Raw genomic sequence first — 13,829 nt, 5'->3', positions numbered from 1 at the left:
CCTCATTTTCCTCGGCGCGCGCGTGCACGCCGAGGGCGCGCGCGATCAACCCGCCGGCGGCAGCTCGGGACAGCCGAACACGAGGTTCACGGTCTCGACCGCGTCGTTCTTGATGCTGTCACACGCAGCGCCGTAGAACGTCACGGTGTTGGTGGTGGGATCGTAGTCCCAGCCGTTGGTGTGGGTGGGGTCGCGCGGCACCTGCATCATGTCGAAGAACGCGTAGAGCTCCTCGGGATCGGGCGGGACCTCGTCGAGCACGAACACGCACGAGAGCACGCTGCCTGCGATGTCGGCGAAGGCCATCTCGAGGGCGTTGGCATCGTCGGCCTGGTAGTACTTCGGATCGCCCGGCAGCGCGGTGCCACCGGCCTGCGCCATCGCGTCGAGCTGGTCGGGGTCGACGTCGGAGCCGAAGCCGACCACGAAGGTCTGGATCTCGGGGTCTTCCATGCGCAGCGTCGTCACCGATGGTACCGGGTCGTTGCACGTGGCCATGCCATCGGTGACGAGCAGGATGTAGTTGTCGTGTTCGGTGTCCTCGAGCCCGGCATAGTCGACCAACGCGTCGAGGTTCTCGGCGATCGGCGTGCCGAACATGCAGGTATCGGCGGCATCGAGGAAGCTCGAGATCATCGCCGCAGTGTCTTCGGCAGGGTCGATGAACACCGTGCCGGCGGTACACTCGGCGCCGTCGTTGCAGCTCTGATCGAGGCCGGGGAACAGCATCAGGCCCCAGCGCACGTCGGTCGCATGGGCGGCGGTGAGATCGTCGATGGCCTGACGCGCGATGTCCCACTTGGTGCCGCCGCCGATCTCGTCCTGCATGCTGCCGGAGCGATCGAGCACGATGAGTACATTGGGGGGCACCGCCGCGCTGCCGAACAGCTCGCTGTCGCAGCCGGTGCCGCCCTCGCCGACGCCACCGTCGACGCCGGTATCGGCCCCCAGATCGAGCTTGGGCCCGCTCGCGTCGGCGCCGGTGACGACGATGCCAGAGCTGCCGGTGGCATCGGCTTCGCCGCCGCCGCTCGGCTCCCGCGTGGGGCAGGCGAGCAACAACGCCCCCGCCCCGATGCAACCGCACCAGCGCACGAAGTTGCAGCGTCGATCGAACTCGTCCATGGCTCCACGCTAGCAGAGTCAGGCGTTCGCGCGACGACCGATGCGCGCCCGCAGGAGGTTCCTGCGGGGGTCCGATGCCGAGTTGGTACGCGGGCCCGCGTGTCTGCGGCATGCGGCGCCCCGATGCGCGTGGTGCCTGGCGGTCGGGCGTTTTCGTTACACGGCGACGCAGATTTTTTTCTCCTTGCGAGCTGATTCGGTCGCGAGGGATCGTCGACTTCACATGATGTCGATGCGTCCTCGGTGGCTGTTCGCGGGGCTGATGTGCTCGGGCCTCGCGTGCGGCCCGCAGGTGGGTGGCGGTGGCGATGGCGATGGCGATGGCACCGGCGCCTCGAGCAGCGGTGCGGGCTCGGGCGGCACGGGCCAGGAGGCGACGTCGGTGAGCGTGGGCGGTACCGCCGACGGCACCACCTCGATGGGCACCTCGGTCGGGAGCAGCGCGTCGGCCGGCACGGCCGGCTGCGTCGACGACGGCAGCGACGACGGCGTCAAGCTCGACGTTGGCCCACCCGATCCCGAGTGCGACATCTTCGCGCAGGACTGCGAGGCCGGCTTCAAGTGCGTGCCCGATGGCTTCTGGGTCCGCGTCTGCGTGCCCGTCGCCGAGATGCCGCTGGCCGACGGCGAGCCGTGCACGCGCAGCCCCGGCAGCGATCCGTGCGGTGACGGCTCGTGGTGCGGTCTGTTCGACCACGAGCTCGACCTCGGCACCTGCGTGCCGCAGTGTCAGGGCTCGCCCGCGGCCCCCGAGTGCCCCGCACAGACCATCTGCGTGATCGATGACGAGTCGGTGGTCGCGTTCTGTCAGCGCCCCTGCGATCCCTTCGCCGACGACTGCGGCACCGACACCTGCCAGCCGACCTCGCAGGGCTTCGGCTGCCTGCCGAGCGGCGCGCAGCAGGCCGGCGATGGCTGTCAGCAGCAGGACAGCTGCGCCGACGGGCTCTTCTGCATCCCAGCCGGAGCACTGCAGGACTGCTGCAGCGGTACATGTTGCGCGCCGATCTGCGACGACACCCATCCCTGCGCCGTGGGTGACTGCGTCCGCGTCGAGCCAGCACCGCCGGGCAGCGAAGGCATCGGCTTCTGCAGCTGAGGCGGGCGCGGGGGTGTCGAGCGTCACCGCTCGGCGAGGCGCACGAGCTGCAGCGCGTGCGCACCATCCAGCGGCGTGGTCTGGTAGAGCACGTCGCGGGGGTCGGCGCGGTAGGTGTCGGTCAAGTACGTGGACCACGGCGACACCTGCTCGGCGAGGACGAGGGGCGGCGCTGCGACCATCATCGCGAGGATCGAACCCCGCGCATCGCCTGGTCCTACGCTTCGTCCGTCGCGCATGCCCACGACGATACGCCGCGCGGGCGCCTGCGTCGACGCAGCCACGGCAGTGCGCACGCAAGCCACGGCAGCGCTCGGGGATCGGCGTGGGTGCGACAGCTGCAGCCGCCCCCCGAGGCGTCGGCGTCGCTGCCCGCAGGATCGCCGACCGAGGTGTCGGCGCCGCTGGTCGTGGTCGCACCCGAGCTGCCGCCAGCGGTGTCACCGCTCGCCGACGCGCTCGCACCTTGGCCGCTCGCGGTGCCGTCGGCACCGCTGCTGCCCTCGCCCGCGCTGGTGTCGTCGCCACCGCTGCTGGTGCCGCCCGGCGGCGGCTCGCCCATGCCTTCGCCCATGCGGAACACGAACACGTTGGCGTCGACGTGATCGACCCACACGAACACGTTGCGCGAGGGCGCGTAGCGGAAGCGGGTGAACGCACCGCCCGAGCCCACGATCGCGCCTGGATCGTCGCCGGCACCGGCGTGCAGCGAGAACGATGCGGTGACAGGGTCGAAGCTGTACACGTCGAGCCCGCCGCCCCACACCACGAAGCGCTGCGTCACGGGATCGAAGTCCATGCCGGGGCTGCCGTCGCCGAACAAGCTCGTGACGTCGGCGCCCGTGATCGCGACGTCCTGCGTGTAGACGTCGTTCGCCAGATCGTAGGTGTCGACGCGGCCACCGCCGATCATCACCATCAAGCGCGCGTCGGGATCGAGCGCGGTGGTGACGTTCGAGGCCCAGAAGCCGCCGTCGGAGTTGGCGCGATCGAGGAACACGTCGGCCGCGGGGTCGTACTCGAGCATGCGGCTGTTGGCGCGCCGGAACACGTGCCCGGTCGTCGGGTCGTAGACGCAGGGATCACCGAAGCCCTGCTCGGCGGGTCCGTCGGTGCCGCGGGTCCACGCGTTGGCGGCGAGGTCGAAGCGCCAGGTCCCGACGGCGAACGAGCCCGACTGCCACAGCGAGCCACCCATCGCGAACAGTGCGTCGTGGGGCGCGGGCACGTAGGTGAGGCCGGCGTAGGTGTGGCGCGAGCCGGGCGCGCCGTCGTCGTAGACCTCGTGGGTGCCACCCATGGGGATCTGATCGTCGGCGCTCGGTCCCCACGGTCGCGACCATGCGAGCGTGGCGAGATCGAAGCGGTACACCTCGTTGCCGCGGTAGTCGTTGTGCCCGCCGCCCCACACCAAGAGGTGGCCGCGCGTGGTGTCGATCGCCGCGCCGCCCCACGCCGCGGTCACGCCCTGGCAGTAGAAGTTCCAGTCGTAGTCGGCGGAGTTGGGCGGACAGGCCGCGCGCATCGGCGTGTCGGGGAGCTCGAGCCAGGTGCCGGGCGGCAGCTCGTCGACCGCATCGGCGCGGGCAGGGCGCGGCATCAGGAGCGCGACGGCCAGGATCACCCACGGCGAGGGCATGCGCATGCCTCGCCAAGTCGCGCCGGCCCCGGCGAACGGCTCACGTGCGCGAACGGCGGGGGCTCGCCGGCCGGTGGCCCGAAGGCGCCGGGATCGCAGTCGAAAGCCCCCGCCCAGTCGGCCAGGCCCCCGGGCAGCAGCGGCCAGGGCGGCCCGTTCGTGGCGTCGCACGAGCGTCAACGCACGTGTTTATGGCAGGTCCCCACCCCGTCCCGCCGCGGGACCCGAGCACCCGGGCGTACTTGGGTCTCGTTGCAGATGGGAACGGCACTTGCTATATGCCGCCCTCCCTCGCTGCCGGCGGGGCACGACGGCCATCCACGGCCCGTGCCCTTGGACGCCGTCCAGGTCGAGGGTCCTCGCCGCCGAAAAGGGAGCCCATGCGCGACATCTTCAGTTTCTTCGAGAAGCCGAAAGAGACCGCTCAGTTCAACGCGCTGCGCATCAGCATCGCGTCGCCCAAGACGATCCGAGAGTGGACGTACGGCGAGGTCAAGAACCCGGAAACCATCAACTACCGCACGTTCAAGCCCGAGCGTGATGGTCTGTTCTGCGCCAAGATCTTCGGACCCATCAAGGACTACGAGTGCTTGTGCGGCAAGTACAAGCGCATGAAGCACCGCGGGGTCGTGTGCGAGAAGTGCGGCGTCGAGGTCATCCACTCGAAGGTCCGCCGCGAGCGTGCCGGTCACATCGACCTGGCGACCCCGGTCGCGCACATCTGGTTCTTGAAGAGCCTGCCGTCGCGCATCGGCAACGTGCTCGACATCCCGCTGAGCAAGCTCGAGAAGGTCCTCTACTGCGAGGCGTACATCGTCATCGACGCCAAGGACTCCGGGCTCGAGGAGCGCGATCTGCTGAGCGAGGAGCGCTTCGACCAGCTCATCGACGAGCTCGGCCCCGATGCCTTCACCGCCGGCATGGGCGCCGAGGCCATCAAGGAGCTGCTCGCGCGCATCGACCCGGTGGTCGAGGCCCGCTCGCTGCGCACGGAGATCGCCACCGCCGGTAGCGAGGCCCGCCGCAAGAAGGCCGCCAAGCGCCTGCGCGTGATCGAGGCCTTCCGCAACTCGGGCAACAAGCCCGAGTGGATGATGCTCGACGTCATCCCGGTGTTGCCGCCCGATCTGCGCCCGCTGGTGCCGCTCGATGGCGGTCGTTTCGCGTCGAGCGACCTGAACGATCTCTACCGCCGCGTCATCAACCGCAACAACCGCCTCAAGCGGCTGCAGGAGCTGGCGGCGCCCGAGATCATCATCCGCAACGAGAAGCGCATGCTGCAGGAGGCCGTCGACGCGCTGTTCGACAACGGCCGCCGCGGCAAGACCATCACCGGTCCCAACAAGCGCCCGCTCAAGTCGCTGTCGGACATGCTGCGCGGCAAGTCGGGCCGCTTCCGCCAGAACCTGCTGGGCAAGCGCGTCGACTACTCGGGCCGCTCGGTCATCGTGGTCGGCCCGGAGCTGCGCCTCCACCAGGTCGGGCTGCCCAAGAAGATGGCGCTCGAGCTGTTCAAGCCCTTCATCTACAACAAGCTCGAGACCCGCGGGCTCGTCACCACGATCAAGAGCGCCAAGCGCATGGTCGAGCGCGAGGCCGAGGAGGTCTGGGACATCCTCGACGAGGTGATCAAGGAGCACCCGGTGCTGCTCAACCGCGCACCGACCCTCCACCGCCTCGGCATCCAGGCCTTCGAGCCGGTGCTCATCGAGGGCAAGGCCATCCAGCTGCACCCGCTGGTCTGCACCGCTTACAACGCCGACTTCGACGGCGACCAGATGGCCGTGCACGTGCCGCTGTGCATCGAGGCGCAGATGGAAGCCCGCGTGCTGATGATGTCGACCAACAACATCCTCAGCCCTGCGCACGGCAAGCCGATCATCGTGCCCACGCAGGACATCGTGCTCGGGCTCTACTACATGACGCGCGAGCGCGCCTACGCGCGCGGCACGGTGAACGATCCCAAGAAGGACCAGTTCATCGCCGGCCACTACGGCTCGCCCAAGGAAGTGCGCATGGCGTACGACCACAGCGCGCTGCACCTGCAGGCCAAGATCAAGTGCCGCATCAAGCCCGGTGAGGACATGGTCGAGACCACCTGCGGTCGCGTGCTGCTGTACGAAGGCGGCATCCCGCAGCAGATCCCGTTCTCGCTGATGAACCGCTCGCTCGGCAAGAAGGAGCTCAACGAGCTCATCGACGTCTGCTACCGCCTGTGCGGTCAGAAGGCGACGGTGCTGATGGCCGACTACCTGCGCTCGACCGGCTACTCCGAGGCCACCAAGGCCGGCATCTCGGTGTGCATGGACGACATGATCATCCCGGACATCAAGGAGAAGATGCTCGGGGACGCGTTCGCAGAGGTGAAGCGCATCTCGGCGCAGTACGCCGACGGTCTCATCACCTCGGGCGAGCGCTACAACAAGGTCATCGACATCTGGGCCAACGTCGCCGAGCAGATCGCGAACGCGATGATGGAGAAGATTTCGTCGGAGATCGTGAAGGACGATCGCACGGGCGAGAGCAAGAAGATGCCCTCGTTCAACTCGATCTTCATCATGGCCGACTCCGGCGCCCGCGGTTCGCGGCAGCAGATGCGCCAGCTGTCGGGCATGCGTGGTCTGATGGCCAAGCCCTCGGGCGAGATCATCGACCAGCCCATCACGACCAACTTCCGTGAGGGCCTCACGGTGTTGCAGTACTTCATCTCGACCCACGGCGCCCGCAAGGGTCTGGCCGACACCGCGCTCAAGACCGCCAACAGCGGTTACCTGACGCGGCGACTGGTCGACGTGGCGCAGGAGGCCGTCATCACCGAGGTCGACTGCGGCACCATCCAGGGCCTCGAACTCGAGGCGCTGGTCGAAGGTGGCGAGGTCATCGAGCGCCTGGGCGACCGCATCCTCGGTCGCACCGTGCTGGGCGGCGTCTACCGCCCGGGCACCGACGAGGTACTGGCCAACGAGGGCGACGTGCTCGACGAGGGCGCGGTCAAGGCCATCGAGGAGGCCGGCATCCAGAAGGTCAAGATCCGCTCGGGTCTGACCTGCGAGGCGCTGCGCGGCATGTGTGCCAAGTGCTACGGCCGCGACCTGGCGCGCGGCAATCTGGTCGACGTCGGCGAGGCGGTCGGCATCATCGCCGCGCAGTCGATCGGCGAGCCCGGTACGCAGCTGACGATGCGTACCTTCCACATCGGTGGCGTCGGCAACGTCGCAACCGAGCAGACGCAGCTCGAGGCGCGCTTCGGCGGCAAGGTCGTCTTCGAGGACTTCAAGGCGGTCGCACGCGGCGAGCACCTCATCGTCATGAACCGCTACTCGCGGATCATCCTGCTCGACGAGAAGGACCGCCCGCGCGAGCAGTACGACCTGGTGTACGGCGCCAAGCTGCTGGTGAAGGCCGGCGACATGGCCAAGCCCGGTCAGCTACTCAGCGAGTGGGACCCGTTCTCGCTGCCGATCCTCTCCGAGGTCGGCGGTACCATCGAGTACGGCGACATCATCGAAGGCGTGACCATGACGGTCCGCGTCGACGAACTCACCGGCCACTCGAGCATGGTCATCCAGGAGAGCCGCGATCCCGACGCGCGTCCGCGCATCGTCATCCGCGACGCTTCGGGCAACGTCGCCACCTACGAGGGCAAGCACGAGGCCCGCTACTTCCTGCCGGTGGGCGCATCGTTCACCGTGCACGAGGGCCAGACCATCGAGGCCGGCGACGTCATCGCGCGTCTACCCCGCGAGAACGTCAAGACCAAGGACATCACCGGCGGTCTGCCGCGGGTGGTCGAGCTGTTCGAGGCCCGCACACCCAAGGACCACGCGATCATCGCGGAGACCGACGGCGTGGTCAGCTTCGGCAAGGACAAGGGCGGCAAGCGCCGCATCATCGTCACGCCCGAGAACGGCGACCCCAAGGAGTACCTGGTGCCCAAGGGGCGCCACGTGCAGATCCGCGAGGGCGACCGCGTGCGTGCCGGCGAGAAGCTGATGGATGGCCCCGCCAACCCGCACGACATCCTCGCGGTGCTCGGCGAGAAGGCGCTCGCGCGCTACCTGCTCGACGAGATCCAAGAGGTCTATCGACTGCAGGGCGTGAAGATCAACGACAAGCACATCGAGGTCATCATCCGTCAGATGATGCGTCGCGTGCGGGTCACCGATCCGGGCGACACCAACTTCCTGGCCGAGGACCACGTCGAGCGCCAGGTGTTCCAGTACGAGAACAGCCGCGTGCAGATGCTCGGCGGCCAGCCGGCCACCGGTCAGGCGCTGCTGCTCGGCATCACCAAGGCCTCGCTGTCGACCGAGTCGTTCATCTCGGCCTCGTCGTTCCAGGAGACCACCAAGGTGCTCACCGAGGCGGCGTTGCAGGGCAAGATCGACTACCTGCGCGGTCTCAAGGAGAACGTCATCATGGGCCGGCTCATCCCGGCAGGCACCGGTCTCGGGGTCTACGATCGCCTCACCAGCGAGTCGGACGACCTCACCGCCGAGGAGCTCGCGGCAGAGCCGGTGGCGCGTCGGCAGACCGAGCGCGACCTGATGAACATCCCGGACTGATTCGGTCGGGAGCACACGCGCCGGCCCCGCGGGGCCGGCGACGACGCTATCATCGGGGGCGTGGGCGAGGGATCGCCCGCGCCTTCGTCGTATGTGCCCGTCCGAGCCGCCGTCCGTCGATGACCAGCACGGCACCGCCGTGGCGGTGCCCTCGTTGGCCGACGCCGCGCTGCAGCGGTGGCTGCGCGACGGTGAACGCCTCGGCGATCGCTACCGACCGGTGCGGGTGCTGGGGCAGGGCGGCATGGGCGTGGTCGTGCATGCGGTCGACGAGCGACTCGGGCGCGACGTCGCGATCAAGTGGCTGCGGCCCGAGCTCGCGCGCGACCCCAGCCTGGTCACGCGCTTCACCGCCGAGGCGCAGGCGCTCGCGCGGGTCCACCACCCCAACGTCGTGCAGATCCTCGACATCGCAGAGCACGGTGGCGAGCGGGCCTACTACGTGATGGAGTTCCTGCCCGGCGCGACGCTCTCGAGCGTGCAGCGCGACGAGGGCCGGCTGTCGTTCGCGCCCGCCTACGACGTGCTCGTGCAGACCGCGTCTGCGCTCGCTGCGATCCACCGCGTGGGCGTGATCCACCGCGACGTGAAGCCCTCGAACCTGCAGTGCCTCGAGCTGGCGAAGGACAGCTGGCACGTGAAGCTCATCGACTTCGGCATCGCGATCGCGTCGGGCGGCCCCCGCATGACGCGGCCGGGCGAGCTGGTCGGCACGCTGCCGTACATGGCGCCCGAGCAGTTCGCGGGCACCACGATCGACGCGCGCACGGATGTCTACGGCTGGGGCGTGCTGGCGCTCGAGCTGCTGTGCGGGGTCTCGCCGATGGAGCTGATGGGCCCCGAGTCCCTCGCGGGTGCGCCGCTGCGTGCTGCGGCGGCGCCGGCCCTGGCGCGCGCGCGCGTGCAGCTGCAGGTCCGCGGCATCGTGCAGCGCTGCCTCGAGACCCAGCCCGACGATCGCTGGCAGGGGATGGACGAGGTGCACGCGCAGCTGCGGGCGCTCGACGACGGTGGCGCGCCGACGCTGATCTTCCAGCGGGTGCCCTCGCGGTCGACCGAGATCGTCACGCCCGAGCCCGCGACGGCGGTGATGCGGCCCGGCACCGTGAGCACCGCGCCGACGCTCGACCACGGCGCGATCGCGGCGTCGTCGGGCACGAACCTTCCCCCCGCGTCGTCCTCGCAGCTCGGCGCGGTGGCGCAACCCGAGCCGGCCCCGGCGTCGTCGAGCGCGATGCCGGTGCGCACGGAGGTCGCGGCTGCACAGTCGCAGCTGGCTCGCCGCCCGCTCGCGGTTGCGCCGCGACGCGGTGGGCTCGGCGTTGCCGGGGTGGCCGTCATCATGGTCACCGCCGCGATCCTCGTGGGGCTCGGCGCGGGGTTGTGGCGACGCCATCAACGCGCCCAGCAGCCGCGGGGCGTGGTCCCGCCGCCGGCGGAGGCGTCGTCACCCGCGTCGGTGTCGCCGCCGACGCCGGCAGGCGCGGCCTCGACGTCGGCCGAGCCGGCGCAAAACGCCGACGCCGTGCCGCGACCGTGATCGACCCACCCTCCGATTCGCATAGGAGGTCGATGCCCACGGCGAACGGACCCCAGCAACCGACCCCCACGGTCACGACTCCCTGTTCGCGCGTACCTGCGATCGCGGCCCTGCTCGCGCTCGCGAGCGCGTGTGCGCCCGAGCCCTCCGCGGTGCAGGTCGATCGCATCTTCAACGGCACGGATCTCACCGAGCGCAACGGCAGCGTCGTCATCCGGCTGAAGAAGACCGCCAAGGAGCTCGAGGCCGATCCGACCAAGGCGTACTGGTACTGCAGCGGCGCGCTGGTGGCGGAGAACTGCGTCGTGACGGCCTCGCACTGCGTCCGTGGCGATGTCGACCGCCTGAAGAAGGACGGCGACGTGTGGCACCCCGACGCGTCGAACAACTGGCCCGCCGGGGGCAACAACGCCGGGCGTCCCAAGCCGAAGGACGGCGAGACCGTGTCCGAGATCATCGCGGTCGCCGACCGCGGCAACAACAACCATCAGGACCTCGCGGTCCTCAAGCTGAAGTCCGCGCTGCCCGGACCCACGCTCGCGGTCGGCACCACCCACCCCAAGGCCTCCGACAAGTTCAAGGGCCTCGTGCTCGGCAACGGATCGACCGAGACGGGTGCGTATGGCCATCGCTCGCTCGAGCTGCAGGTCTTCTCCGAGGTCGCCGACCCCAAGCTCGAGGGCTGGTCGTACTTGTACCTGTTCGATCCCGCGACGTGGAAGGAGGTCGACGACAAGAAGCGCAAGAAGATCGCGCCCGGTGACTCGGGCGGGCCGGTGCTGTACGACGGCAAGATCATCGCGGTCGTGAGCCGCGGCTTCACACCCGACGCGCCCGAGAACCAGCGCGTGTCGATGGCGGCCAGCGTGATCGCCCCCGAGGCACAGAAGTGGTTGAGCGCGCAGATCAAGGAGGTCTGCGGCGACGGTGGTGGCACCTCGACCGGCGGCGAGGAGTCCAGCGGTGGGGCCACCACGGGTGGGTACGGCGACGACGGGACGACCGGCAGTTGGTCGGAGAGCGGCGGATGGTCGGGAACCACCGGATGCTTCGACGGCAGCGGATGCTCGGGGACCGCCGGCAGCGACAGCGTCGGATCGTTCTCCACCACCGGCGGCGAGGGTACCGGTTACGGCTCGGGCGAGACGGGCCACACGTCGGCGGTCTCGGGGCCGAGCTCGGGCGAGACCGGCTCCACCTCGAGCGCATCGATCGGTGACACCGGCGAGCTGTCGGGCGCGACGACAGGTTTCACGGGCGGTTGGAGCACCGGCTGGACCAGCTCGAGCACGGGTGCTGCCAGCGTCGCCCACGACGCGGACGGCGAGGACTGGACCGCGAGCGAGCCGTGGCCGCAGTCCGACCTCGGCGTCGCCACCACGACCGACACCAGCGGCGGGTCCTCCGAGGAAAGCGGCGACACCGACCTCGACGACGTACCCGAACCGATCGCATGCGTCGCACACCTCGAGCTCGCGGACGAGCTGCCGGCGACATCGAGCTGCGACGCCGCGCAGCTCCCGGGGGACTGACCTCGTCGCGCGCGGCTGCCCGCGCGATCACCCAGGGCAGCCGACGCGCTGGGTGTCGAGCACGAGGTCGTCCATGTACACATCGATGTCCGGCGCGCCCATCGGGTGCCAGGTGCGGAAGCCGAGCCCGAGCGACGCGATCTCGCCGAGCAGGTCGGACTGGCCCTGGATGTCGTCGAAGGCGGCGCCGTCGGCCTCGCTGCCGTCGACCCACACGCGGATCTGGTTGGGCTCGTCGTTGAACTCCCACTCGAGGCAGAACCACTCGTCCTGGGGGATGTGTCCGCCCGCGCCGATGTACTCGGGGCCGTCGCCGGTCCAGTACGTCAGCTGCCAGATCGGGCCGGGACCGTCGTAGTACGAGCCGACCTCGAGGTGGTGGTCGGCCCACGGGAAGCCGTCGAGCCCGTTGCCACCAAGGACGTAGGCACTGTGGCCGCCGTTCTCGAACGGGAAGTCGGTGGCGCGGAACATGACGCGGCCGAACGCGTGCTGCCGGAGCGGCTCGGGTACCGCCTCGGTGAACATCATCGCGAGGCTGGTGCCGCCGACGGCGTGGAACTGCAAGGCGTAGCTGCCCCCGGCGACGACGTCCGACTGCACCGTCACGGTGTTGCCGTCGTCGGTCTCGATGCGGGTCCAGACCATCTCGTCGAGCGCGCCCTGCTCGAAGTCTTCGCACAGCACCGCGGCGCACGCGACGGCGCCGGTGTCCCCGCTGCTGCCGTCGCTGCTGCCGTCGCTGCTGTCGCCGACGGTGCCGCCGCTCGAGCCGCTCGTCGCGGTCGCGTCGGAGGTCACGCCGGCGCCGGTGGTGGTCGCCGCGGTGGCATCGCCGCTGCCACTGCCGTCGGCTGACGTGCTCGCCGGGCCGGTGCCGGCGCCGCTCGAGGCGTCGCTGCTGCCCCCGTCGCCGCCGGGATCGCTCGCGCACGCCAGCAGCAGCACCAGGGAGCAGGGCAGGGACCGCGCGCGCAGCATCATCGCGCCAGCCGTGAGCCGTCGCGATGCGGCGGCGGGTGAAAGAAAATCGCCGCGGGCCGGCTAGCGGCGGCGCCGTCGACCCAGCCCGAGCAGCAGCGCGAGCGCGAGCGGGTGGATCGATCGCGACGGCGCGATGCCGCAGCCGCCGTGCTCGCTGCGCGGTGGCTCGTCGGCGGCCCCAGAGACTCCGCCCGTGCTGCCGCCGGCGGTCTCGGAGGCATCGCCGGTCTCGCCGTCACCGGGCCCCGGGCTCGATGCGCCGCCACTGCCGGACTCGCCACCGCCGTCGTCGCTGCCGGTCGAGCTGCTGCTGCCCTCGCCCTCGGGCGCGGGTGCATACGACAGCCGGATCGCGTCGAAGGCGAGCTTGCGATCGAGGTCGCGGGCCTCGCCGGTGTTGTCGGCCAGGCGCACCCAGTGCTCGTCACCGGCGACGAGCTCGTGCACGCCGAGGTCGACCCACGCGGCCCCCGTCGATTGATCGACGGTGCCGAGATCGATCACCGCGGCGCCGGTGTGCAGCTCGTAGCGGGCCTGCTGGCTGCTCGCGTCGGAGCCCGGCACGTGCACCTCGACGCGGTACGGCCCCTCGACGTCGACCGCGAAGTTCCACGTGCCGATGCTGTCGGCCGTGCTCGCATCATTCGCCCACGTGTACATGTGGCCATCGCCGATGCCACCGTCGACCGGCCAGAACCAGCTCGACTGCCGCGTGAAGCAGCTGGCATCGCCGTCGTCGACCACGGTCTCGGTGCCGTCCAACACCGCGGCGCAGGGCTCGGTCGCCGGGCAGTTGTTGCTGGCCATGTCGACGTCCTCGTCGGGATCGCCGAACTCGACGAACTCCGCAGCGATGCTCTGGCACCACCACGAGCCGCAGTCGTGCTGGATCTGGAAGTGCAGATGCGCGCCGCAGACCCAGCCGGTCAGGCCGACCTTGCCGACCAGGTCGCCCTGCTCGACGACGTCGCCGACGTGCAGCGGCGAGCTGTTGTGCTGCAGGTGCATGTGCAGCGCCTCGGTGCCGTCGGCAAACGCGATGACGACGTAGTTGGCGTCGTTGGCGTAGGCGCTGTTGCAGCCGCCTTGGCTCGAGTCCATCTTGACCATGCGCACCACGCCGTCGGCGGGGGCGCGGACCTCGGTGCCCACCGCGAGCCCGAAGTCCCACGCGTACGCGTCCATGCCGGTGTGCGTGTTCGTGTGGTGACCGTTGGTGACGTGATGCACCTCGTCACAGGTCCATGGCAGGCGCAGCGGGGGCGTCGCGTTGGCCAGCGTGGGCGCGAAGAGCAGGGGCGCGGCGAGCAGGCAGGCGCGGGCGCGGATGGGCATGTTGGTAGGT

Annotated in this window: 9 protein-coding genes; 4 read left to right on the top strand and 5 right to left on the bottom strand. The window is 69.9% G+C overall.

The annotated features are described in order from the left end of the window. Positions 1-45 precede the first annotated feature (45 nt). Complete coding sequence (locus IPH07_12380) at positions 46-1,125, bottom strand: VWA domain-containing protein (GenBank protein ID MBK6918190.1); 1,080 nt, start codon at positions 1,123-1,125, stop codon at positions 46-48. Between the two features lie 232 nt (positions 1,126-1,357). Between IPH07_12380 and IPH07_12375 the strand changes: the two genes are divergently transcribed. Beyond that, on the top strand, positions 1,358-2,224 hold the full coding sequence (locus tag IPH07_12375; GenBank protein ID MBK6918189.1) for a hypothetical protein: 867 nt from the start codon (positions 1,358-1,360) through the stop codon (positions 2,222-2,224). A 23-nt stretch (positions 2,225-2,247) separates the two neighbouring features. On the opposite strand, the gene IPH07_12370 is transcribed toward IPH07_12375, so the two are convergent. Continuing rightward, a complete protein-coding gene (locus IPH07_12370; GenBank protein MBK6918188.1) occupies positions 2,248-2,409 on the bottom strand; it encodes a hypothetical protein in 162 nt (53 codons plus the stop codon). 32 nt (positions 2,410-2,441) lie between these two features. Next, on the bottom strand, positions 2,442-3,869 hold the full coding sequence (locus tag IPH07_12365; GenBank protein MBK6918187.1) for a hypothetical protein: 1,428 nt from the start codon (positions 3,867-3,869) through the stop codon (positions 2,442-2,444). 374 nt (positions 3,870-4,243) lie between these two features. Between IPH07_12365 and rpoC the strand changes: the two genes are divergently transcribed. The 3 genes from rpoC (at position 4,244) to IPH07_12350 (ending at position 11,500) form a co-directional block, all read left to right on the top strand. Further along, a complete protein-coding gene (gene rpoC / locus IPH07_12360) occupies positions 4,244-8,428 on the top strand; it encodes a DNA-directed RNA polymerase subunit beta' (GenBank protein MBK6918186.1) in 4,185 nt (1,394 codons plus the stop codon). Positions 8,429-8,567: 139 nt separating this feature from the next. Further along, the gene (locus tag IPH07_12355) at positions 8,568-9,968 is read left to right on the top strand and encodes a protein kinase (protein ID MBK6918185.1); all 1,401 of its coding nucleotides are present in this window, start codon (positions 8,568-8,570) and stop codon (positions 9,966-9,968) included. Between the two features lie 32 nt (positions 9,969-10,000). Further along, the gene (locus IPH07_12350) at positions 10,001-11,500 is read left to right on the top strand and encodes a trypsin-like serine protease (GenBank protein ID MBK6918184.1); all 1,500 of its coding nucleotides are present in this window, start codon (positions 10,001-10,003) and stop codon (positions 11,498-11,500) included. 27 nt (positions 11,501-11,527) lie between these two features. Here the strand turns inward: IPH07_12350 and IPH07_12345 are convergent, their stop codons facing one another. Together IPH07_12345 and IPH07_12340 are read right to left on the bottom strand one after the other, a co-directional pair. Continuing rightward, positions 11,528-12,484 (bottom strand): hypothetical protein, encoded by a 957-nt coding sequence (locus IPH07_12345; protein MBK6918183.1) that lies wholly within the window; start codon positions 12,482-12,484, stop codon positions 11,528-11,530. 60 nt (positions 12,485-12,544) lie between these two features. Continuing rightward, positions 12,545-13,819: a peptidoglycan DD-metalloendopeptidase family protein gene (locus IPH07_12340; GenBank protein ID MBK6918182.1), complete on the bottom strand. Its 1,275-nt coding sequence runs from the start codon at positions 13,817-13,819 to the stop codon at positions 12,545-12,547. Positions 13,820-13,829: the final 10 nt, after the last annotated feature.

It is taken from the genome of Deltaproteobacteria bacterium (genome assembly GCA_016709225.1).
GTDB classification, from domain to species: Bacteria; Myxococcota_A; Polyangia; order Nannocystales; family Nannocystaceae; genus Xiheibacterium; species Xiheibacterium phototrophicum.
The sequence above is the reverse complement of the archived record's forward strand: the minus strand, read 5'-3'. Positions and strand labels throughout refer to the sequence as shown.

Coding starts and splice junctions, on each gene's coding strand:
- IPH07_12380 (MBK6918190.1), bottom strand. CDS start 1,125: ATGGACGAGTTCGATCGACGCTGCAACTTCGTGCGCTGGTGCGGTTGC.
- IPH07_12375 (MBK6918189.1), top strand. CDS start 1,358: ATGCGTCCTCGGTGGCTGTTCGCGGGGCTGATGTGCTCGGGCCTCGCG.
- IPH07_12370 (MBK6918188.1), bottom strand. CDS start 2,409: ATGATGGTCGCAGCGCCGCCCCTCGTCCTCGCCGAGCAGGTGTCGCCG.
- IPH07_12365 (MBK6918187.1), bottom strand. CDS start 3,869: ATGCGCATGCCCTCGCCGTGGGTGATCCTGGCCGTCGCGCTCCTGATG.
- rpoC (MBK6918186.1), top strand. CDS start 4,244: ATGCGCGACATCTTCAGTTTCTTCGAGAAGCCGAAAGAGACCGCTCAG.
- IPH07_12350 (MBK6918184.1), top strand. CDS start 10,001: ATGCCCACGGCGAACGGACCCCAGCAACCGACCCCCACGGTCACGACT.
- IPH07_12345 (MBK6918183.1), bottom strand. CDS start 12,484: ATGATGCTGCGCGCGCGGTCCCTGCCCTGCTCCCTGGTGCTGCTGCTG.
- IPH07_12340 (MBK6918182.1), bottom strand. CDS start 13,819: ATGCCCATCCGCGCCCGCGCCTGCCTGCTCGCCGCGCCCCTGCTCTTC.